General features: G+C 39.6%; 17 protein-coding genes. 14 read left to right on the top strand and 3 right to left on the bottom strand.

Translation table 11 applies throughout. The annotated features are described in order from the left end of the window. Positions 1–433: 433 nt before the first annotated feature. Positions 434–661 (bottom strand): hypothetical protein, encoded by a 228-nt coding sequence (locus tag ACO6S0_RS08365; protein WP_422351528.1) that lies wholly within the window; start codon positions 659–661, stop codon positions 434–436. A gap of 190 nt (positions 662–851) precedes the next feature. Between ACO6S0_RS08365 and ACO6S0_RS08360 the strand changes: the two genes are divergently transcribed. From ACO6S0_RS08360 to ACO6S0_RS08305, 12 genes are all read left to right on the top strand, one after another. Beyond that, a complete protein-coding gene (locus tag ACO6S0_RS08360; protein WP_422351527.1) occupies positions 852–1,058 on the top strand; it encodes a helix-turn-helix transcriptional regulator in 207 nt (68 codons plus the stop codon). 147 nt (positions 1,059–1,205) lie between these two features. Then, positions 1,206–2,447: an AAA family ATPase gene (locus ACO6S0_RS08355; protein WP_422351526.1), complete on the top strand. Its 1,242-nt coding sequence runs from the start codon at positions 1,206–1,208 to the stop codon at positions 2,445–2,447. Then, positions 2,440–3,540 carry an RloB family protein gene (locus tag ACO6S0_RS08350; RefSeq protein ID WP_422351525.1) on the top strand — a complete coding sequence of 367 codons (1,101 nt, stop codon included), beginning with the start codon at positions 2,440–2,442 and terminating at the stop codon, positions 3,538–3,540. Before ACO6S0_RS08355 ends, ACO6S0_RS08350 begins: the two co-directional genes overlap by 8 nt. Positions 3,541–3,597: 57 nt before the next feature. Then, complete coding sequence (locus ACO6S0_RS08345; RefSeq protein ID WP_422351524.1) at positions 3,598–4,053, top strand: hypothetical protein; 456 nt, start codon at positions 3,598–3,600, stop codon at positions 4,051–4,053. A 601-nt stretch (positions 4,054–4,654) separates the two neighbouring features. Continuing rightward, positions 4,655–5,062: an HYC_CC_PP family protein gene (locus ACO6S0_RS08340; protein ID WP_422351523.1), complete on the top strand. Its 408-nt coding sequence runs from the start codon at positions 4,655–4,657 to the stop codon at positions 5,060–5,062. Positions 5,063–5,167: 105 nt separating this feature from the next. Next, entirely contained in the window at positions 5,168–8,932 is a 3,765-nt protein-coding gene (locus ACO6S0_RS08335; RefSeq protein ID WP_422351522.1) for an efflux RND transporter permease subunit, read from the top strand. After that, the gene (locus tag ACO6S0_RS08330) at positions 8,929–10,146 is read left to right on the top strand and encodes a TolC family protein (protein ID WP_422351521.1); all 1,218 of its coding nucleotides are present in this window, start codon (positions 8,929–8,931) and stop codon (positions 10,144–10,146) included. The genes ACO6S0_RS08335 and ACO6S0_RS08330 overlap by 4 nt, the downstream gene beginning before the upstream one ends. A gap of 11 nt (positions 10,147–10,157) precedes the next feature. Next, positions 10,158–10,427 carry a heavy metal-binding domain-containing protein gene (locus ACO6S0_RS08325; protein WP_422351520.1) on the top strand — a complete coding sequence of 90 codons (270 nt, stop codon included), beginning with the start codon at positions 10,158–10,160 and terminating at the stop codon, positions 10,425–10,427. 19 nt (positions 10,428–10,446) lie between these two features. After that, on the top strand, positions 10,447–11,004 hold the full coding sequence (locus ACO6S0_RS08320; RefSeq protein ID WP_422351519.1) for a helix-turn-helix domain-containing protein: 558 nt from the start codon (positions 10,447–10,449) through the stop codon (positions 11,002–11,004). 67 nt (positions 11,005–11,071) lie between these two features. Beyond that, positions 11,072–13,576 (top strand): heavy metal translocating P-type ATPase, encoded by a 2,505-nt coding sequence (locus ACO6S0_RS08315; protein ID WP_422351518.1) that lies wholly within the window; start codon positions 11,072–11,074, stop codon positions 13,574–13,576. 6 nt (positions 13,577–13,582) lie between these two features. Continuing rightward, entirely contained in the window at positions 13,583–14,299 is a 717-nt protein-coding gene (locus ACO6S0_RS08310) for a PepSY domain-containing protein (RefSeq protein ID WP_422351517.1), read from the top strand. Next, positions 14,296–16,056: an efflux RND transporter periplasmic adaptor subunit gene (locus ACO6S0_RS08305; RefSeq protein ID WP_422351516.1), complete on the top strand. Its 1,761-nt coding sequence runs from the start codon at positions 14,296–14,298 to the stop codon at positions 16,054–16,056. The genes ACO6S0_RS08310 and ACO6S0_RS08305 overlap by 4 nt, the downstream gene beginning before the upstream one ends. A gap of 96 nt (positions 16,057–16,152) precedes the next feature. Here ACO6S0_RS08305 and ACO6S0_RS08300 read toward each other — a convergent pair whose 3' ends face one another. Further along, on the bottom strand, positions 16,153–16,593 hold the full coding sequence (locus ACO6S0_RS08300) for a hypothetical protein (protein ID WP_422351515.1): 441 nt from the start codon (positions 16,591–16,593) through the stop codon (positions 16,153–16,155). A 121-nt stretch (positions 16,594–16,714) separates the two neighbouring features. On the opposite strand from ACO6S0_RS08300, the gene ACO6S0_RS08295 reads away from it, so the two are divergent. Next, entirely contained in the window at positions 16,715–16,903 is a 189-nt protein-coding gene (locus tag ACO6S0_RS08295) for a hypothetical protein (RefSeq protein WP_422351514.1), read from the top strand. Between the two features lie 46 nt (positions 16,904–16,949). On the opposite strand, the gene ACO6S0_RS08290 is transcribed toward ACO6S0_RS08295, so the two are convergent. Further along, complete coding sequence (locus ACO6S0_RS08290; RefSeq protein WP_422351513.1) at positions 16,950–17,306, bottom strand: helix-turn-helix domain-containing protein; 357 nt, start codon at positions 17,304–17,306, stop codon at positions 16,950–16,952. 343 nt (positions 17,307–17,649) lie between these two features. Here ACO6S0_RS08290 and ACO6S0_RS08285 point away from each other — a divergent pair, with 343 nt between their 5' ends. Then, positions 17,650–19,548, top strand: a complete 1,899-nt coding sequence (locus ACO6S0_RS08285; protein ID WP_422351512.1) for a hypothetical protein — start codon at positions 17,650–17,652, stop codon at positions 19,546–19,548. Positions 19,549–19,552: the final 4 nt, after the last annotated feature.

The raw sequence follows: 19,552 nt of genomic DNA, 5'->3' as shown, positions 1-19,552 counted from the left end.
CTGTTGGCCGAGCGGCTATTTTACATAACGGCAAATTATAGGTACAAATGCGAAGCATTCACGAACACCCGTAAAATAATTAGTGCGTGAGTAAATGAAAAGATGCGGCGCAGCCGACCGCTAAGAAAAGTTTCACGACCCTGTTCGTAATTCCCATAGATGACGAAATGTTGAGGGATATTTTACATAATAGAATTATAGCTATCAAATGGATAAACCGCTACAAAAGCAAAACAATACATTTGTACTATAATGTTCTCGCGTTATGTTTCTTTGCTTAGGTATAAGCAAAGCTTACTTCCTCAAATTTCCTGAAAAGTTGAGCTAAAAACATCCTTTTAAAAAATGTAATGAATACTATTTTGCCGAACCCGCGGCCTGTCCTGAGCGAAGTCGAAGGGAGTGGGGGAGGTAAAAGTGTATGAAATGGGTTTTAGGCACAATTATTTTGCTCAACATGGATTTTTAAAACAGTTTCCTTTAATTCCATAAGCACATGACAAACATTTTGGCGCTCCGTTTCTGAAAAAGAATCCGTGGGAAGGTAATGGAACATATAAATGGCCTTGTCCAACCATTGCGTAAAGGAAAGTAAATCTCCCTCATGGCATTTTTCAAAGTAGGAGAGTAGGGGATTTAGGTTAATTTCGTTGGGAGTCATTAAGCTACTATATAAAGTTATCAACAATTAAGGTTAAACTTTGTCTTTTAGATATATAAATAAAACTTAAACAAAGTTAAGATAAACTTATATAAAATTAATTAAAGAATCAAGTCTGTATTATATAAATAAAAGTTCAAGTTATATTTTAACAAGTTTGGATTATATCTTGTATTATCTAAATAGTATTATGACTGATAGAATTAACAGGATAAAAGAAGTATTGGTAATTCAAGGAAAATCTCAGGTTTGGCTTGCAGAGGAACTTGGGAAAAGTACAACTTCAATAACAGCTATTTGCAACAATAAATCCCAACCACATTTAAAAGATTTAAAGAAGATTGCTGAAATTCTTGATGTGGATATTCGTGACCTTTTGGTGCCTACAAAAAAGTAATTAAATAGAATTATCTTAAAATAAGGGCTTTAGTTTTTAAACGAAAAGAGTGAATATTGATAATATTTCCCTTAATTTCACGTTAAAACCAAAATATATAAGGTTTTATATTAGTTTTTTGAATAAATTGCGCAATATTTATAATTTATGCTTTTAGAATTTAAATTGAAAAATTTCCGTTCGATTAAAGACGAGATGGTATTTTCCTTAGTGGCTGAATCATCAAAATCAAAACCTAATAATTGTTTTGAAAGATCTTTAGCAAATGATGAGTCGGTCAAACTTTTAAAGACTGCTGCAATATTTGGACCAAACGCATCTGGTAAATCATCAATGCTAAGAGGAATGTTTAACCTATTGCAGTTTATTCACAAAAACAAAAGTAAAGCAGGGCAAGATATTACTTGGTATGACCCATATTTATTTGATGTTAAATCAAAAAAATTGCCAAATGAGTTTGATATGACATTTATTGGTCCGGATGATATAAAATATCAATATAGAGTATCATACAATGTTCATGAAGTGATAGACGAAGAATTAAATTATTATCCGAATGGGAGAATAACAAATATCTTTAAAAGACCTATTGACATTAGTGGAGATAGATTAATCCATAAGGGAAAACTTGGCGATTCTTTTGGAAATAAAGAGATAACAGTTTTTCATAATAGATTGATGTTGTCAAAATTCGGGGAAGAAGAACCTCATGAATTCTTAAGTAATCTTTACGTTTATTTTAAAAACTTTGAAGTAATTAATGCCATAAATATTGCTGGTTACGGTAGTCTTGAGCAAAGATTAAACAAAGTAATTTTAAAAAATCCGTCTTTTAAAAAAAGGCTCGATTCTTTAATTAGAGCTGCCGACACCAAAATTAAATCTATTGATGTAAAGGAGCAACAAAATGATTCCCATAGAGCATTTGGGGTTCACTCAACTTATGACGGAGCTGAATTAATGGAAGAGGACGAAAATTTACCTTTACAAGAAGAATCGCATGGAACTTATACACTTTTTTGTATTGGGGGGAAAATACTTGAGAAGTTAAGTTCTGGTGGAGTTTTGTTCGTTGATGAACTAGATACTAGTTTACATCCATATTTGACAAAAATGATTGTTATGATGATACAATCAGAAAAATTAAATCCGAAAAATACCCAATTAGTATTTACAACTCATGATGTAACTTTATTAGAAAGAGAGCTGTTAAGAAAAGATCAAATTTGGTTTACACAAAAAAATGATTTTGGACATACGGATTTATTCTCTATGCAAGATTTTGAAGGTGTGAGAGAGGATACTCCTTTTGACAAATGGTATTTGGCAGGAAAGTTTGGTGCTTTACCAAATATTAAGTCAGTAGAGTCTTTTTTTGATTTTGAGTAAAAATACTGAATATAACATATTATTAATTTGTGAAGGTGAGAATACTGAACCATCCTATTTTGGGTCTATTAGAGATATTGTAATTGAAAATAAATCAATATGGACCGAGGGGGTAAATATTGTTATTAAACCTACACCAAAATTAGATATAATTGAAGTTCCCCAAGAATCCCCACATAAAACAAGAAGAACAAAAAGAGCCTTGCTTCAACCCGTCGCACCCATAGACAGAAAGGAAATAGAGGATGAATATAGGCAAGAGCCAGTTAGATTTGTTAGGGAGGGACAATTAGAATTAGAGGAAGGTAATTTTAATGAGGTTTGGGTTGTTTTTGATTTTGATAATCGCCAGTATACTGAAGCTGCTTTCGAATTGTCAAAAGTGGAGGTGAATGGGAAATATGTAAATATTGCATTCAGTAATATCTCATTCGAATATTGGGTTTTGCTGCATTTTGAAAAAATAAATTACAACTTTGAAAAATCTGAATGCAGAGAAGGAAATACAATATTAACTTGTAATTCAGGTATTCATGGGAGCGATTGTTTTGGAGTTAAATGTGTTGGCGGGTATTTAAGGAAAAATAACTATCTGCAGGTGAGCTCAAAATCAAAAGAATCTTTATTCCCTCATCTAGAAAAATTATTACCTATAGCTTTATATAATGCCTCCTGGCTAAAAAGAGAATTTCAAAAGTCGCACGCAGGTAACGATGAGGAAAAATATTGGCTTGGTCCATATACTAATGTTGATAGCCTTGTTAAGAGGTTACTTCAAATAAATGAAGTAATTGTTTGGTGGGATTATGATTCAGTCTTTGAAGTCCATAACATTGAGGTTTGCTTCATGAAAAATGGAGATAATGAAATTATTATATCAATTACAAATAAAAGAAATCAGTCAATTATTGTTAATGCTAATCAAATTGTATTAGAAAACAATTCCCATGCAATTTTTGAAGTAGGGGAACGTAGGATAATTAATTCAGGTGCTAATTCTACATTCTTGATTAACATAGACGAAGCCAATGAATTTAATCCTGAATTTATATCTGTGATAATTGACAACACTAAGGTTATTTGCAATTTATGAAGTTTTAAGTTCAATGCGTGAAGAAAATGCGGGCCGGCGTTGGGGTGAATTTGTGGATTGGCACAAAGAGCCATTGCCCTGGGCTTTGTGTGTGGGCGTTTATGCCCAAATAGCGAAGCTATAAGACACAAAGAGCGCGTGGAAGCATATTTTCTTCTTGATTTTTTGTTTCTTTTTTATCAAGAAAAAAGATATGAACGTAATATAAAATATGAGATGGATAGCACTTATGATAAACATGTATTCAGACTGTGTGTAAAGGACGCTAGAAGAATCATTGAGGAAAAGGATGAAATTTCTAAGTCTGCAACTAGTCTTTTGGCTGAATTGTTATATGAATATACATCAATTAATAAAATTCCAATTAGGACCATTACTTGGGAAGATGTACTAAAAAACAATTCTAGCTGGGTTGATTACTATGATGAAGATGAAAAGAGATTTAATAAGATTAAAACTCTAATAATTCGTAAAATAGACCATGAAATCGAAGAAAATAAATTTTCCTTGTAAACATTGATACGGAAGTAAAGCAAGTGCATGGAAATTTATGCTCTGCTAAATTTTAAGCTTTTGCGACAAGTTGTCGAGAATATTCTGAACTTTTCTTTTCCAATTATCCAACTACGAATATAGTTCAATTCGGGCAGGAAATTTTTGCTTTTGGCCGTGGCAAGCGTGGGCAAATTGTGTGGAAAAGAAAATGCTCGTAGCATTTTGCTTTTGTAAAACAATCGAGCGTTTGCGCGCGGCAATTAAATATAACGACAAATTATGGTACAAATGAAAACTAACGGTGCGCAGCACACCAATTAAAAATATTCATGACCCCGTTGCAAATTTCAATAAATAACACTCACATGAGTGTAAGTGGTAAATTAAATTGTACAGTACCCAAAAATCGAAAATCCGCATAACTTCCTGAAATTCATTTCGCTGAATTAAAATCTGTGATTATTTAAAATGTACACAAAACAACTCAAAAAAGGGATGATAAATTAAAAAGTACAATTTCTTCTCAACAATCCGATCTACCCAAACTTTCTCATGAAATGGTTTTAAACTTCTGTTAAACAAAGCAATAATTGTTAACATTTTGTAGTTTTGTAGTGAAATGAAGGACATTTTACGTCAAATTCTGTCATCATCATTGGCCCTATTGGTCTTGTTGTCAACGGTTTCATGGACTGTGGATAAGCACCTATGTATGGGTAAAGTGGTTGATGTCGCATTCTTCGCGAATGCAAAAACATGCGGTATGGAGATTGATTCCGATGGCATGGAAACAGAATTTGAAAAGTCTTGCTGCGATGAAGTTTCATTTACCATGCAAGGTCAGGAAGATTTAAAAACCTCTTTTTTCGACCTGGACCTTAAGCAACAGGTGTTCTTAATTAGCTTTACCTATTCCTACATCAACTTGTTCCAAGATGTAGAAACGGTTACAACTTCTTTTATTGGGCACCCGCCCCCCTTGCTCGATAAGGACTATCAAGTTCTTTACGAGACTTTTTTGATTTGATGTACTAGATATTCGAAGTAATCCCATACAGATTCCTGTCTTGGGTTCAATGTGCTATTTAAACCTATCGGCACATCTACTGTAAATATCTAATACATTAAAACAATGCTGAATAAAGCGATAAAATTCTTAATCGAAAATAAACTGGTAGCGGTTCTGTTACTGGCCCTATTTGTAGGGTGGGGTATTGTTCATGCGCCCTTTAAATGGGACATCGGCTTTTTACCAAGTGATCCAGTGGCAGTCGATGCCATTCCGGATATAGGGGAGAACCAACAGATTGTCTTTACCAAATGGGACGGTCGCTCACCACAGGATATTGAAGATCAGATTACCTATCCTTTGACCACCTCCCTTCTTGGAATTCCTGGGGTCAAAACCATCCGAAGTTCCTCGATGTTCGGGTTCTCAAGCATCTATATCATTTTTGAGGAGGATGTGGAATTCTACTGGTCAAGAAGCCGGATTCTGGAAAAATTGAACTCCCTACCTGCTGGGTTGTTGCCCAATGGTGTGAATCCGTCCTTAGGACCCGATGCCACAGGGTTGGGACAGATTTTTTGGTACACCTTAGAGGGGCGTGACGGAGATGGCAATGTAACAGGGGGATGGGACTTGCACGAACTGCGTAGCATTCAAGACTACTATGTGAAGTATGCACTGTCCTCGGCAAGTGGTGTTTCAGAGGTAGCCTCAATTGGGGGTTATGTCCAGGAATATCAAATTGATGTGGATCCTGAACTGATGCGTCAGTACAATATCCAGTTAGGTGATGTGGTGAAGGCCGTTAAGCAGTCCAATCAAGATATCGGGGCCCAGACCTTGGAGATCAATCAGGCTGAGTACCTGGTACGTGGATTGGGTTATGTAAAATCCATAGCGGACATTGAGAATGCCGTTGTAGATGCTGAAAACTATACCTCAATTCGTATCAAGGAGGTGGCCCGTGTGCATTTGGGTCCAGCAACACGACGCGGAATGTTGGACAAAGAGGGTGCTGAAGTAGTAGGTGGCGTCGTGGTTGCCCGATATGGTGCAAATCCATTGGATGTGATTAACAATGTAAAGGAAAAGATAGCTGAACTTTCATCCGGACTTCCCACAAAAGAATTGGTAGATGGACGTACCTCCCAAGTAACCATTGTTCCCTTTTATGACCGCACCGAATTGATCCAAGAGACATTGGGAACACTCAATGAAGCTTTGACCCTCGAAATTCTGATTACGGTCTTGGTGATCATCGTAATGGTGTTCAACCTTCGTGCTTCCATTCTGATTTCAGGTCTTTTGCCGGTCGCAGTGTTGATGGTGTTTATCTCAATGAAACTTTTTGGGGTTGATGCCAATATTGTTGCCCTTTCTGGGATTGCCATTGCAATCGGTACCATGGTGGATGTTGGTGTGATATTATCAGAAAATATCATTAGACATCTTGATGAAAATGAAGAGCGGAACGGAAGTACACAACTTACCATCAATAATGTGGTATATAATGCAACGGCCGAAGTTTCGGGAGCGATCCTGACAGCGGTTTTGACCACCATCATCAGTTTTATTCCAGTATTTACCATGATAGGGGCAGAGGGAAAGCTGTTCCGGCCCTTGGCATTTACCAAGACCATGGCCCTGACGGCCTCAATAATTGTCGCACTCTTTTTGATACCGCCATTTGCTGCCTTTTTCTTCCGAAGGAAAAGAAGTAAAAGTATTGTAGGTTATGTTTTTAGCGCTGCACTGATTATAGCGGGTCTTGTGGCCGTAGTCTATGGATATTGGATTGGATTGGTATTGATGGCTTTTGGAACCCTAAGACCTTTAAAAAATCCAGAATTGGCATCACGCCTGTTCAACGGATATACACTTTCAGTAAAACAGGTTACCCTTTTGAACATTATTATCTCCGTTACGGCCATAGTATTCTTGTTGGCCACCTATTGGAGACCGCTAGGTTTTGACCGAAGCATTATAATGAACCTACTTTTTGTAGGCGTCATTTGTTTTGGACTGCTGGGCACTTTTTGGGCATTCCGGAAGTACTATACGAGGATTCTTCAATGGGCATTGCAGAATAAAATAATGTTTCTGTCAATACCTGCCGTTATACTGGTTCTAGGTGTGTTGATAATGCGGAATACGGGCAAGGAGTTTATGCCTGCGCTGAATGAAGGTTCATTTCTTTTAATGCCCACCTCCTTACCGCATTCAGGGGTAGAAGAGAACAAACGGGTACTGCAGCAGTTGGACATGGCGGTTGCCAGCATCCCTGAAATCGAAACGGTGGTTGGGAAATCGGGTAGGACGGAATCTGCCCTGGACCCTGCGCCACTTTCCATGTATGAAAACATGATACAATATCGTGCGGAATACGAATTGAACGCTGATGGCGAACCACAGCGTTTCAAGGTCAATGAAGATGGTTATTTCATATTGAAAAACGGAAAAACGGTGGTCAATCCGAATTTGCCTGTCAGTTCGGGCGCAGTCGAGAACGATGGTTTTGGCATCAACAGAAACCTATTGATTGAGGATGAAACTGGTGAATACTACCGAAACTGGCGACCAGAAATTAAGTCCCCGGATGATATTTGGAATGAGATCGTAAGAGTGACAAAGCTTCCCGGGGTGACATCGGCACCCAAATTGCAACCCATCGAGACCCGTTTGGTCATGTTACAAACCGGAATGCGAGCACCAATGGGCATCAAGGTGAAAGGTCAGGATTTGAAGGAAATCGAAGCGTTTGGTCTGCAATTGGAAGACATTATAAAAACAGCTGAAGGTGTTAAGGAACAGGCTGTCTTTGCTGACCGTATCGTGGGCAAACCTTATTTGCTAATCGATATAGACAGAGAAAAATTGGCACGCTACGGGGTCACGGTCGAAGCAGTGCAAAGGGTTATTTCCATCGCCGTTGGTGGAATGCCATTGACACAAACGGTGGAAGGACGAGAACGCTATGCGGTTCGTGTGCGCTATCCCAGGGAACTACGGAACAATCCCGATGATTTGAAAAATATCTATGTACCCGTATCCAAGGGAAGTCCAGTACCACTCAGTGAACTCGTGAACATTCGATACGAGCAAGGTCCCCAGGTCATTAAAAGTGAGGACACATTTTTGGTGGGCTATGTATTGTTCGACAAATTGGATGGTTTTGCCGAAGTGAATGTGGTGGAGAACGCCCAAGCCGCTATTCAAGCCAAGATTGACAGTGGGGAACTTACGGTACCCAAGGGAATCAACTATGCTTTTACGGGAACCTATGAAAATCAATTACGGGCTGAAAAGACTTTGTCCGTTGTTGTGCCATTGGCCCTCGTGATCATCTTTTTGATCCTGTATTTCCAGTTTAAAAGTGTGGCCACTTCGCTAATGGTATTTTCAGGGATTGCGGTTGCCTTTGCGGGTGGATTCATCATGATATGGCTCTATGGACAGGATTGGTTTTTCAATTTCAATCTTTTTGGTGAAAACTGGCGCGCACTCTTTCAGATGCATTCTATCAATCTGAGTGTTGCCGTTTGGGTTGGCTTCATTGCACTATTCGGAATTGCCACGGATGACGGCGTGGTCATGGCCACTTATCTTACCCAAACCTTTGACAGGAACAAACCCATGGACTTGAAAGGTGTCCACCTTGCTGTAATCGAAGCAGGTGAGAAACGTATTCGCCCTTGTTTGATGACTACAGCAACAACCATATTGGCCCTACTGCCCATTCTGACTTCCACAGGACGAGGGAGCGATATTATGATACCCATGGCCATTCCAAGTTTTGGAGGAATGCTCATTGCACTTATCACCCTTTTTGTTGTTCCGGTATTGTTTGGTTGGCGGAAAGAAGTTCAACTCAAAAAAGCAAGCAAATGAAAAGAGTAAAAATCATAATCGGCATTTTGTTTGTTTCCGCTTTGGGAAATGCACAAGGGCTGCAGTCCTATATCAACGAGGCCCAGGCAAACAATCAAAATATTCAAGCCTATGAAGTTCGATATAACATTGCCCAAGAGAAGGTGAACGAGGCCAATTGGCTTCCCAATACCGAATTTGGAGCTGGGTATTTTGTAAGTGAACCCGAGACAAGAACAGGGGCTCAAGTAGCCCGATTTTCGGCCAAACAAATGCTGCCCTGGTTTGGTACGGTTTCCACACGTCAAAAGTATGCCATGGCCATGGCTGAAACGGACTATGTGGATTACGTTGTTGCCAAACGAAAGTTGGCCTTGTCCGTGACACAGTCCTATTACAAGCTCTACAGCCTAAAGGCCAAGCAAGGTGTGTTGGACAAGAACATCCAATTGCTCAAAACCTATGAAACCTTGGCATTGACCTCAGTGGAAGTGGGAAAGGCAAGTGCAGTGGATGTGTTGCGATTGCAAATTCGCCAGAACGAACTGCAACAGCAAAAGGAAATCTTGCAGGAGCAGTTTGTTGCGGAAAAAGCCAGCTTCAATGGGTTGTTGAACCGGGATACCGGTTTGGCCGTTGAAGTGGCCGAGGCAGTAAATATTCCAGAGAATGACCCTGTGATTGTTGATAGTTTACAGTTAAACCCTGAACTCCTTCGTTTTGACAAAATGTATGAATCGGTGACCCAGGCAGAATTGCTCAATCAAAAAGAGGGTTCACCTATGCTGGGGTTTGGGCTTGATTATGTACCTGTACAGGAGCGGCCCGATATGACCTTCAGTGATAACGGAAAGGATATCGTGATGCCTATGGTATCACTTTCCATTCCAATTTTCAACAAACGGTACGATTCCAGAACCAAACAGAACGAACTCCGCAAACAAGAAATTGAATTCCAAAAGCAGGAAAGGTTGAATGTCCTGGAATCTACTTTGGCCAAAGCGGTATCAATCCGTAATGAAGCCCGTATTGCCTTTAACACCCAGGCCAAAAATTTAAGACAGGCCGAGGATGCGGAGCAAATCCTGATAAAGAATTATGAGACCGGTACCATTGATTTCAATGATGTGCTGGATATTCAAGAACTGCAATTAAAATTTCAACTCAATCAAATCCGATCGGTGCAGCTGTACTACATACAATCTGCGCTCATCAATTATTTAATAAACAAGTAAACCTAATAACAATGAACACGAGAATCAAAACATTTTTAGCCATCACTTTTGTTGCAACACTATTACTTTCTGTATCGTGTAAGGGCAAAACAGAGCAAAACACCGAGGTCAGTACCGAGCAAATCGAAACAAATGAAAAGCAGGGCAAAGAATATACATCGGCCTATGTGTGCCCAATGCACTGTGAGGGCAGTGGAAGTGATACCGAAGGCACTTGCCCTAAGTGTGGTATGGACTATGTGGCCAATGAAGAACATCAAAAGGATGGGCATGCCCATTAAAAAGTAAATCTGACCCACAATGACTTCGGTTAAGGTAAAAAATATGGTATGCGATCGGTGCAAATCGGTTTTAAAATCTGAGTTGGAAAAGAACGGATTTCATGTGTCCCATATTGAATTGGGAGAAGTGCAATTTGAGGAGGGTTCGGATATTGAAATGAACAAGATTCGAGAGATTTTGACCGGCAACGGTTTTGAACTGGTGATGGATGAGAAAGAACAATTGATTTCTGAAATCAAAAACCACTTAATCGTTGGATTGCAAGATCAAGATTTGAACCAAAATCTCTCGGAATATCTTGTCGACAGGATGAACAAGGATTATTCTGTGTTGAGTAAATTGTTCAGTGCCCATAAAGGGATTACCATTGAGAAGTACTTCATCGGTCTTAAAATCGAAAAAGCGAAGGAGCTCGTTCAAATGGGGGACAGAACATTTTCCGAAATAGCTTATCAATTGGGCTATACAAGTAGCAGCCATTTGGCAAGGCAGTTTAAATCAGCAACGGGAATGTCAATGGGGACATACCAAAAAGCACGGGAATGGAACAGAAAACCGTTGGACCAAATTGTATAAATGAAACCCATAATTGTGCAAAACTTTGGAAATGGCAATAGGTAGTTTTGATGGTTAATTCAATATTATGAAGCACACCTATCACATACATGGAATGACCTGCAATGGTTGCCGTAATCACGTTGAGAAAACACTCAAAACAGTTGATGGCGTGACCAGTGCAGCGGTCGATTTGGAAAAAATGGAAGCGACTATCGAAATGAATCGCCATATCGAGATAAATACGTTTCAGCGGGCATTGGAGAAGGAGAGGGGCAACTATAGTATCCATCTACCAGGAGAACACCTTCACCACTCTAAAAAGGATGATAAAATGAAACCAAAGGGCAAAGGTACAGGAACGTTTTATTGCCCAATGCACTGTGAAGGGGATAAGACCCATGATAAAGCCGGTGACTGCCCTGTTTGTGGTATGGATTTGGTCGAGGAACAAAGTTTGAAAACAAGCTCAGTGGGCGGCAAATGGACCTGTCCGATGCATCCAGAAGTTGTTAAGGACGAACCCGGCAGCTGCCCTATATGTGGAATGGATTTGGTGCCCATGGAACCAGATCTCTCTGCCGAGGAAAAGACCTATCGTAAATTGCTCAAAAAGTTTTGGATTGCGGTGGCCTTTACCCTGCCCATTTTTCTCATCGCAATGAGTGAGATGGTTCCTAACAATCCGTTGTACAAGCTTTTCGGACAGAAATATTGGAACTGGGCGCAATTCATACTTTCAATTCCAGTAGTGTTCTATGCCACTTGGATGTTTTTTGAGCGTGCTTATCGGAGTATCAAGACCTGGAACTTGAATATGTTTACGCTCATTGGTATTGGGGCAGGAGTTGCGTGGATTTTTAGCATAGTCGGGATGTTCTTGCCCGATGTGTTTCCGGAGCAATTCAAAACGGAACATGGAACCGTCCACGTCTACTTTGAAGCGGCAACAGTAATTTTGACCCTGGTATTGTTGGGGCAATTGTTGGAAGCTAGGGCGCATAGCAAAACCAACTCTGCGGTAAAGGAACTTTTGAAACTGGCCCCGAACAAAGCGGTTAAGGTAGTAGATGGTGATGAGTTTGAAGTGAGTATCGATGCCATAGAAATAGGCGATATACTAAAAGTAAAGCCAGGGGATAAAATTCCTGTGGATGGTGCTATCACTGAAGGATACGGTACCATAGACGAGTCGATGATCACAGGGGAACCTATCCCGGTAAATAAAACCGAAGGGGACAAAGTTAGTAGTGGGACTATCAATGGGAACCAGTCTTTTTTGATGCAAGCCGAGAAAGTAGGGAGTGACACACTACTTTCCCAAATCATCACCATGGTAAACGATGCAAGCCGTAGTCGGGCACCCATTCAAAAACTGGCGGATACCGTTTCGGCTTATTTCGTACCCATAGTTGTTCTAATTGCTGTAGTGACCTTTGTCGTTTGGGCTATTTGGGGACCAGAGCCCGCTTACGTCTATGCTTTGGTGAATGCCATTGCTGTCCTGATCATTGCTTGCCCCTGTGCGTTGGGATTGGCCACGCCCATGTCTGTTATGGTAGGTGTAGGAAAAGGTGCCCAAAATGGAGTGCTCATAAAAAATGCAGAAGCATTGGAAAAAATGGATAAGGTGGACACGTTGATTGTTGACAAGACAGGAACCATCACCGAAGGAAAGCCAACCGTTGAAAAAGTGGGCTCATTCAGCCAAGACCTCAATGAGAACGATATTCTTGAAATGATTGTTGCCCTAAATAGTAACAGTGAGCATCCATTGGCCGAGGCGACCGTGGTTTATGGTAAAGAAAAAGGAGCGAAAGCAAAAAAAGCCGAACAATTCATAGCGGTGACCGGAAAAGGTGTTGAGGGAACAGTGAATGGAAAGTTGTTGGCACTTGGTAATCCTAAACTGATGGAATATGCCAATGCAGTTGTTTCCGATAGTATGAAAATGGAGGCTAAGGAATATCAGCAGCAAGGAAAAACGGTTTCATACTTATCAGCTGATGGGAAGGTTGTGGGTTATGTGGTCATCGGTGATAAGATCAAAAAGACCAGCGCGAAGGCTATAAAGGAGTTGCAAAATAAAGGAGTGGCCGTGATTATGCTCACGGGGGATAACCATGAAACGGCTAAAGCTGTGGCAAATGAACTCAATCTGGCCGACTTCAAAGCAAGTATGTTGCCCGAAGATAAGCTAAGAGAGGTAGAACGACTGCAATCTGATGGCAAAGTGGTGGCAATGGCTGGCGATGGCATCAATGATGCACCTGCGCTGGCAAAAAGCGATGTGGGCATTGCAATGGGCACAGGTACGGATGTGGCTATTGAGAGTGCGGCAATTACCTTGGTAAAAGGCGACCTTCATGGTATTGTCAAAGCCAGAAATCTTAGTGATGCGGTAATGAAGAATATCAGGCAAAATCTATTTTTTGCTTTGATATACAACACCTTGGGAGTGCCAGTTGCAGCAGGTGTTTTATATCCCGCCTTCGGAATATTGCTTTCTCCCATGATTGCGGCTCTCGCAATGAGTTTTAGTTCGGTATCTGTAATAGCAAATGCATTGCGTTTAAAACAAATAAAAATCTAATTGAATATGATAAATAGGCACACGGCCAAATGGATTCGAAAATCGCATAGATACCTAGGTATCTTTTTGGGCATTCAGTTTTTGTTCTGGACTATCAGTGGTCTTTACTTTAGTTGGACGAATATTGATGAGATCCACGGTGACCATTTTAAGAACATGGAATACCAGCCCAAAGCGTTTTCAGATTTAATAGCTCCATCTGAGTTAATTGTCAAAGAAGGAATCAGGTCGATTGAAATCAGGGATATCAATGGCGAACCCTACTATTGGATCAACAAAAAACAATTGGTCAATGCTGTGGACGGAACGGGCAAACCATCAATAAGTGAGGAAGAGGCCCTATACGTTGCCGGCAACTATATGAAGGAAGGATTGGAGATTTCCAATGTTTCCCTGATAGAAACAACAGGGAAACATCATGAATACCGAGAAAAGCTTTTGCCCGCCTATGTGATTACCTATAAAACCGATGAAAACCTAAAGGCCTATGTGTCCGCCATAGATGGGAAGTTCCAGACCGTTCGCCATAGAAATTGGCGCATTTTTGATTTTCTGTGGATGACCCATACGATGGATTACGAGGGCAGGGACAACTTCAATACCACCGTGCTTAGAGCTTTTTCAGTGTTGGGTCTGATAACGGTCCTTAGTGGATTTATGCTTTGGTATATCAGTTCGCCTTCAGTTATAAAAATTAAAAAACGTTTAAAAAGAGAGAGATGAAAAGAAGTATCATTTATATCGGAATAGCAGCCATTGTTGGCTTGGGAGTAGGATACCTTCTATTTGGAAATTCGGGTACGGATACTATGCAAATGACGGAACATGACCATAGTTCGGAAGCGGGCCAAATGTGGACCTGTTCCATGCACCCTCAAATTATGCAGCCAGAAGCTGGGGATTGTCCAATTTGCGGTATGGATTTGATTCCAGCTGAGGCAGGAACGGATGGATTGTCCCCTGAGCAGTTCAAAATGACGTCAAATGCAATGGCTTTGGCGAACATCCGGACCACAGTGGTGGGAAATGCTGAAGGTAATTCTGATAACGTGATTGCCTTATCAGGTAAGATTGCCGTCAACGAGGAGGCAATGGCCGTGCAGGCCAGTTATTTTGATGGAAGGATTGAAAGGCTGAATGTAAATTATGAGGGGCAGGAGATACAAAAGGGGCAACTATTGGCAACTATCTATTCGCCTGAACTGGTGGCTGCACAACAAGAATTGTTGACAGCAAGTTCGCTCAAGGAATCCCAACCAGAATTGTACAATGCCGTCCGCAATAAGTTGAAACTTTGGAAATTATCGGATAATCAGATCAACAGCATCGAAGCTTCAGGTAAGGTAAAGGAGAACTTCCCAGTGCATGCAACAGTTTCAGGAACTGTCTCAGAAGTAATAAGCTCAGAAGGGGACTATTTAAAAAGGGGTCAACCCATTGCCAAGGTCAGTAATTTGAATACGGTTTGGGCAGAGTTTGACGCTTATGAGAGCCAATTGTCCCAATTTAAAAAAGGACAGAAAGTCAGTATAGCGGCAAACGCTTACCCCAATGAAATTTTTGATGGCCAAATAACCTTTATTGATCCTGTTCTTGATAATACCACCAGAACGGTTACTGTGCGCGCTACGCTCAGGAATCAAAAAGACATGTTCAAGCCTGGCATGTTCGTTACTGGCAAAATTGAGAGTGGTAGCGCCAGCACCGAAACAACATTGTTTGTACCCTCAAGTGCTGTAATGTGGACAGGGGAGCGCTCTTTGGTGTATGTAAAGGTAAACAGGAATGAACCCATTTTTGAAATGCGTGAGGTAATGTTGGGTGCCAGAAATGGAGAAAATATTGAGGTCACCCATGGACTTGATTCTGGTGAGGAAATTGTGACCAACGGAACCTTCACAGTAGATGCTGCGGCGCAATTACAGGGCAAAAAAAGTATGATGAACAAAACTGGCGGCAAGACGATGACGGGCCATGAAGGCCATATGGGGATGCAAGAAGATATGGGCTCAGACAGCTCAGGAGAAATGATGAAAATGGAATTTTCGGATGGTTTTAAGAAAGATTTTGCGGAAGTATTGCCGGCCTATTTGAAGTTAAAGGATGCGTTGGTAGCCAGTGATGCACCCAAAACGTCTATAGACGCCAATGCAACTTTGGAAATTTTGAAAAAGCTCGATTTGTCTGATACAGGGGCTATGGAAAAAGCGCATTTAAATAAGAGCATTGAAATGTTGGAAGCGATTGCCAAAAAAGAAGATTTGGAAAACCAACGGGCCCATTTTGTAATCCTGAACGAAAATATGGTCGCCATTGCCAGTAACCTAGATTCACTGGACGATACGCTCTATGTTCAAAAATGCCCAATGGCGAACAACAACCAAGGTGCTGTTTGGTTAAGTACAGAAAACGAAATTCGAAATCCTTACTATGGTGATGCCATGCTGAAATGTGGGAGTATCATTGAGACTTTAAACTAAATTTATTGAACCACATTTGGAACAGTATAGAATAAACAAAAAGGCTCAAAGAACTTCGTTCAATTGAGCCTTTATAAATTATAAAGCTGTTAGATTTTAGTTCCCTTCACTTAAAGAGAAGCTACCGTCACCATTAAAAGATCCAAGGGTTATTGTAACTGACCATATACCGGAAGTTCCAGTTTCGGTTACTCCAGAAAAAGAATCAGGTTCCGAGGCACCATTTAACGTTCTGTCCAAAACGGTATTACTGTCGGCATCCCTTACGACCATATTAAAAGTTCCTTCCGCGGTAGCTGTAATATCTGCATTGTAGTCAGCGGTGGTCAAATTGTTCAACCAAACGAAGGTTCTGTCTGCACTTCCGCCATTACCAGTGAAATCACCATCAACATCCCCGTTGAAATCATCGCCATTGTCAAATATCACACCATTTACCCTTACTTGAACCATGGCATCATCGTCACTGCTGCAGCCCACAAAAGAAGTGGTGACAACAAGGTATAAAACCATCAAGAAAGACTTAGTAAGTTTCATAATTATAAAGATTTGATTAATAAACTCATTACAAATAGAACGAAAACACCCCAACTTTATTCTTTACTGATGTTTTTGTAACACACCTATATGGAGCACTAGTATTTCATATCTTTACTCTATGAAAGAGAAGGAGTATTCCCTTGAAGACAATATTAGCTCGGCTGAGAAAGACAGGTTGATTAGGGAGGGCATTGCAAGAGGTGTCAAGGATATCGAACAAGGGCGAATTGTGCCACATGAGCGGGTTATGAATGGGGCAAGGGAGCTAATCGAGAACTGGGAAAAAAGGAAAAAAAGCGATTCTTAGATTGGTAGTTTTCCCTTGGTATTTTCAGGGATAGACCAAGGAGTTTCTATGATGATTTTTTGGTAAGCATTCCGTTTACACTCCCCTGGAACATCATTAAATCGATGATTTCCAACAATGTTCTGCGATTGGAATCGTTTTCACCTACCACTTCTTTAAATTTTTCAAATCTTTCATTCAAATCTTCATCCTTAACAGTCTCGATGGATGAAGAATCTTCCAATATAGATTCAATGCTTACTTCAAGAGCATCTGCTAGTTTTTTTAAAGTGGCACTGTTGGGAATTACTTTATCTTTTTCATATCTCCCAATCTGAACATATGATACACCAGAAACTTCCTCTAAACGTACCAAAGTATATCCTCTCTGCAATCTCAATCTTTTTAATCTCTCACCAAGCATATTTATTTGCTAAAAAAGTTTTAATCAGTTATATTTAATATCAAAAAGGGTTTTAAAAAGTTTTATATAACATATATAATATACATAATATATTGCAAACAATGCAAGCATTAGTTGCATTGTTTGATTCACGTTTAATTGCAAGATACTAAATACAGGTAGGATTTATATTCATAATCCAATCACAGACTACCATACCATGACCCTGGGATATTTAAAAATTAATGGCGAAGAAGTGTTCATTGCTAAAAGTTTTTTGGCCAACAACTTTGTTTCTCCGTCAACACTTCATTACCGTTTGGAAGGCGGCGTCAAAGAAGGAAGTTCCAAATACGTTCATTTTTTGGACAGTGGTACGGGTCAAACTTGGATAAACTATCAAACTATACCCAAACAGGATTTACAAGAATATGGACTTCCAAAAAAAGTTGAAAAACTGGTTTCGCTACTATGTGACGCTGTTGCTAAATCATCTGACTCCTTTGATAAACATCTTTTTTTTCTATTCAATATTATCTGGGAGGGAAAGGGGAACTGGGAATCTTTTTTGCCCTATTATAAACCGTATTATCTAGAACATAAAAATTGTATTAGACTTGCCAAGACGCATGCGATAATCAATGAGATATTAAGAATAAAGCGTGAAAAAATATACCCTATAAAGACCATATATCATTCATATATGAAGATGCCACATGTTTTTTATAAGGCCGGAAGTTTGCAATATTTCTATAAAAAAATAAGAGCATTTGAAAAAGGTAGTATCCATGAGGTCTTAATGCATAAATTCAAATACAAGGGTAGGGAGCCATACAAGATTACATCCGCCATTGAAGCAATTATTAAAAGATACTACATATCAAAAAAAAGATATAGCATTTCCATGATCCATAATTTGACCAATCTTGAACTTGTAGGTGCAGGTAAAACTACCATTTCAAGATCGGCAGTATCCAAGGTATGTAATACCCCAGAGTTTAGGAACAAAGCCGATTTTATACGATATGGCAGCAAATATGCTGAAGAAAAATTGCTTCCATATCTCAAAAGAAAAAAACTGGAAAGAAGGGGTATACTTTACCAAATAGATGGTAAAGATTTAAGATTAAAATGTCTATGGAATGGAGAAGTGAAAAATTTAATCTTAACCGCGATTGTAGATGTTTACAGTGGAAAGATTGTTGGTCATCATCTGGATATAACGGAAAACGCATTTACCGTGTTCAGTGCTTTAAAAATGGCCTTTGAAAAAAATAAAGTGATTCCGGAATTTATCTTCTACGACAAGAATGTACTCACAAGAACAGAAGAATACCGCCAACTCAAAAAAAGGCTTTTGGATTATGGCTGCCGTCTAAAAGAATGTCGAGCCAATAACCCAAAAGCCAAAGGAAATTTGGAAAAATTGTTTAGCACATTTAGTTCAAATTATATGGTATTTCTAAAAGGGTTTCTTGGGTCTGGAATAACTGCCAAATCTCCAGGGGCTAGGGCAAACAAGGATTTAGAGCGGGTATATTTGTCTGATAGCGAGCTCAAAACGTTCGAAACAGCCAAAAGTGAGGTAAATCAAAAAATAGCGAAGTACAATTCTGATTATAAGAAGACTATGGGGACATCCCCTGAACTCCAGTTTAAGCATGGGATAGATCCTGAGAAGCCAGTTTTTGGTAAACATGATATCGCATATCTGTTTGGAAAGTTAAAAGAAGTTACCGTTCGCAACGGTATGATATTGATAACCGAAAATGGAGAAGAGTATAGCTACAGGATAGAGGATAGATCTTTGGTCAATAGGCTTAATAGAACTAAAGTTAGAGTGTCCTTTTATCCTCATTACCCTTACCAAATCTATGTTTTCGATACAAAGAATAATCATGTAACAAACTTAAAACTTGATTCCAAGATTAGTCCTGTACCAAGTACGGATGAAGATATCGAGGCATATCAATATTTTTATTTAAAGAATATCAAGGATGTAACAGATAATGTCGTTGAATTGCTGGAGGAAATAGAGCAAGGTGAAGGGCAGTTCAGGTTAGAGACTCCTATTGATATCCTTGAAAACCCTGTCTATAGCGAATTGGAGGATTTGAAGATGGAAGATTTTAATCTAATGATGAAAGAATTTGCAAATTCCAAACCCTTTGGCAAATCAATAAGGAGAGCTTTGGCCAATAACTCAGAGGAATATCAGGATTATAAGGTCAAGAAGGATAGAGAATATAAATCGATCAATTGAGGAA

Origin of the sequence: Flagellimonas sp., from assembly GCF_965233845.1 — a bacterium.
In the GTDB taxonomy this organism is placed as follows: Bacteria; Bacteroidota; Bacteroidia; order Flavobacteriales; family Flavobacteriaceae; genus Flagellimonas.
This window is presented reverse-complemented; position numbering and strand designations above follow the sequence as displayed.

What these genes read in the sequence shown, in the direction of transcription:
- ACO6S0_RS08365 (WP_422351528.1), bottom strand. Translation starts at nt 661, where the DNA reads ATGACTCCCAACGAAATTAACCTAAATCCCCTACTCTCCTACTTTGAA.
- ACO6S0_RS08360 (WP_422351527.1), top strand. Translation starts at nt 852, where the DNA reads ATGACTGATAGAATTAACAGGATAAAAGAAGTATTGGTAATTCAAGGA.
- ACO6S0_RS08355 (WP_422351526.1), top strand. Translation starts at nt 1,206, where the DNA reads ATGCTTTTAGAATTTAAATTGAAAAATTTCCGTTCGATTAAAGACGAG.
- ACO6S0_RS08340 (WP_422351523.1), top strand. Translation starts at nt 4,655, where the DNA reads ATGAAGGACATTTTACGTCAAATTCTGTCATCATCATTGGCCCTATTG.
- ACO6S0_RS08335 (WP_422351522.1), top strand. Translation starts at nt 5,168, where the DNA reads ATGCTGAATAAAGCGATAAAATTCTTAATCGAAAATAAACTGGTAGCG.
- ACO6S0_RS08330 (WP_422351521.1), top strand. Translation starts at nt 8,929, where the DNA reads ATGAAAAGAGTAAAAATCATAATCGGCATTTTGTTTGTTTCCGCTTTG.
- ACO6S0_RS08325 (WP_422351520.1), top strand. Translation starts at nt 10,158, where the DNA reads ATGAACACGAGAATCAAAACATTTTTAGCCATCACTTTTGTTGCAACA.
- ACO6S0_RS08320 (WP_422351519.1), top strand. Translation starts at nt 10,447, where the DNA reads ATGACTTCGGTTAAGGTAAAAAATATGGTATGCGATCGGTGCAAATCG.
- ACO6S0_RS08315 (WP_422351518.1), top strand. Translation starts at nt 11,072, where the DNA reads ATGAAGCACACCTATCACATACATGGAATGACCTGCAATGGTTGCCGT.
- ACO6S0_RS08310 (WP_422351517.1), top strand. Translation starts at nt 13,583, where the DNA reads ATGATAAATAGGCACACGGCCAAATGGATTCGAAAATCGCATAGATAC.
- ACO6S0_RS08305 (WP_422351516.1), top strand. Translation starts at nt 14,296, where the DNA reads ATGAAAAGAAGTATCATTTATATCGGAATAGCAGCCATTGTTGGCTTG.
- ACO6S0_RS08300 (WP_422351515.1), bottom strand. Translation starts at nt 16,593, where the DNA reads ATGAAACTTACTAAGTCTTTCTTGATGGTTTTATACCTTGTTGTCACC.
- ACO6S0_RS08295 (WP_422351514.1), top strand. Translation starts at nt 16,715, where the DNA reads ATGAAAGAGAAGGAGTATTCCCTTGAAGACAATATTAGCTCGGCTGAG.
- ACO6S0_RS08290 (WP_422351513.1), bottom strand. Translation starts at nt 17,306, where the DNA reads ATGCTTGGTGAGAGATTAAAAAGATTGAGATTGCAGAGAGGATATACT.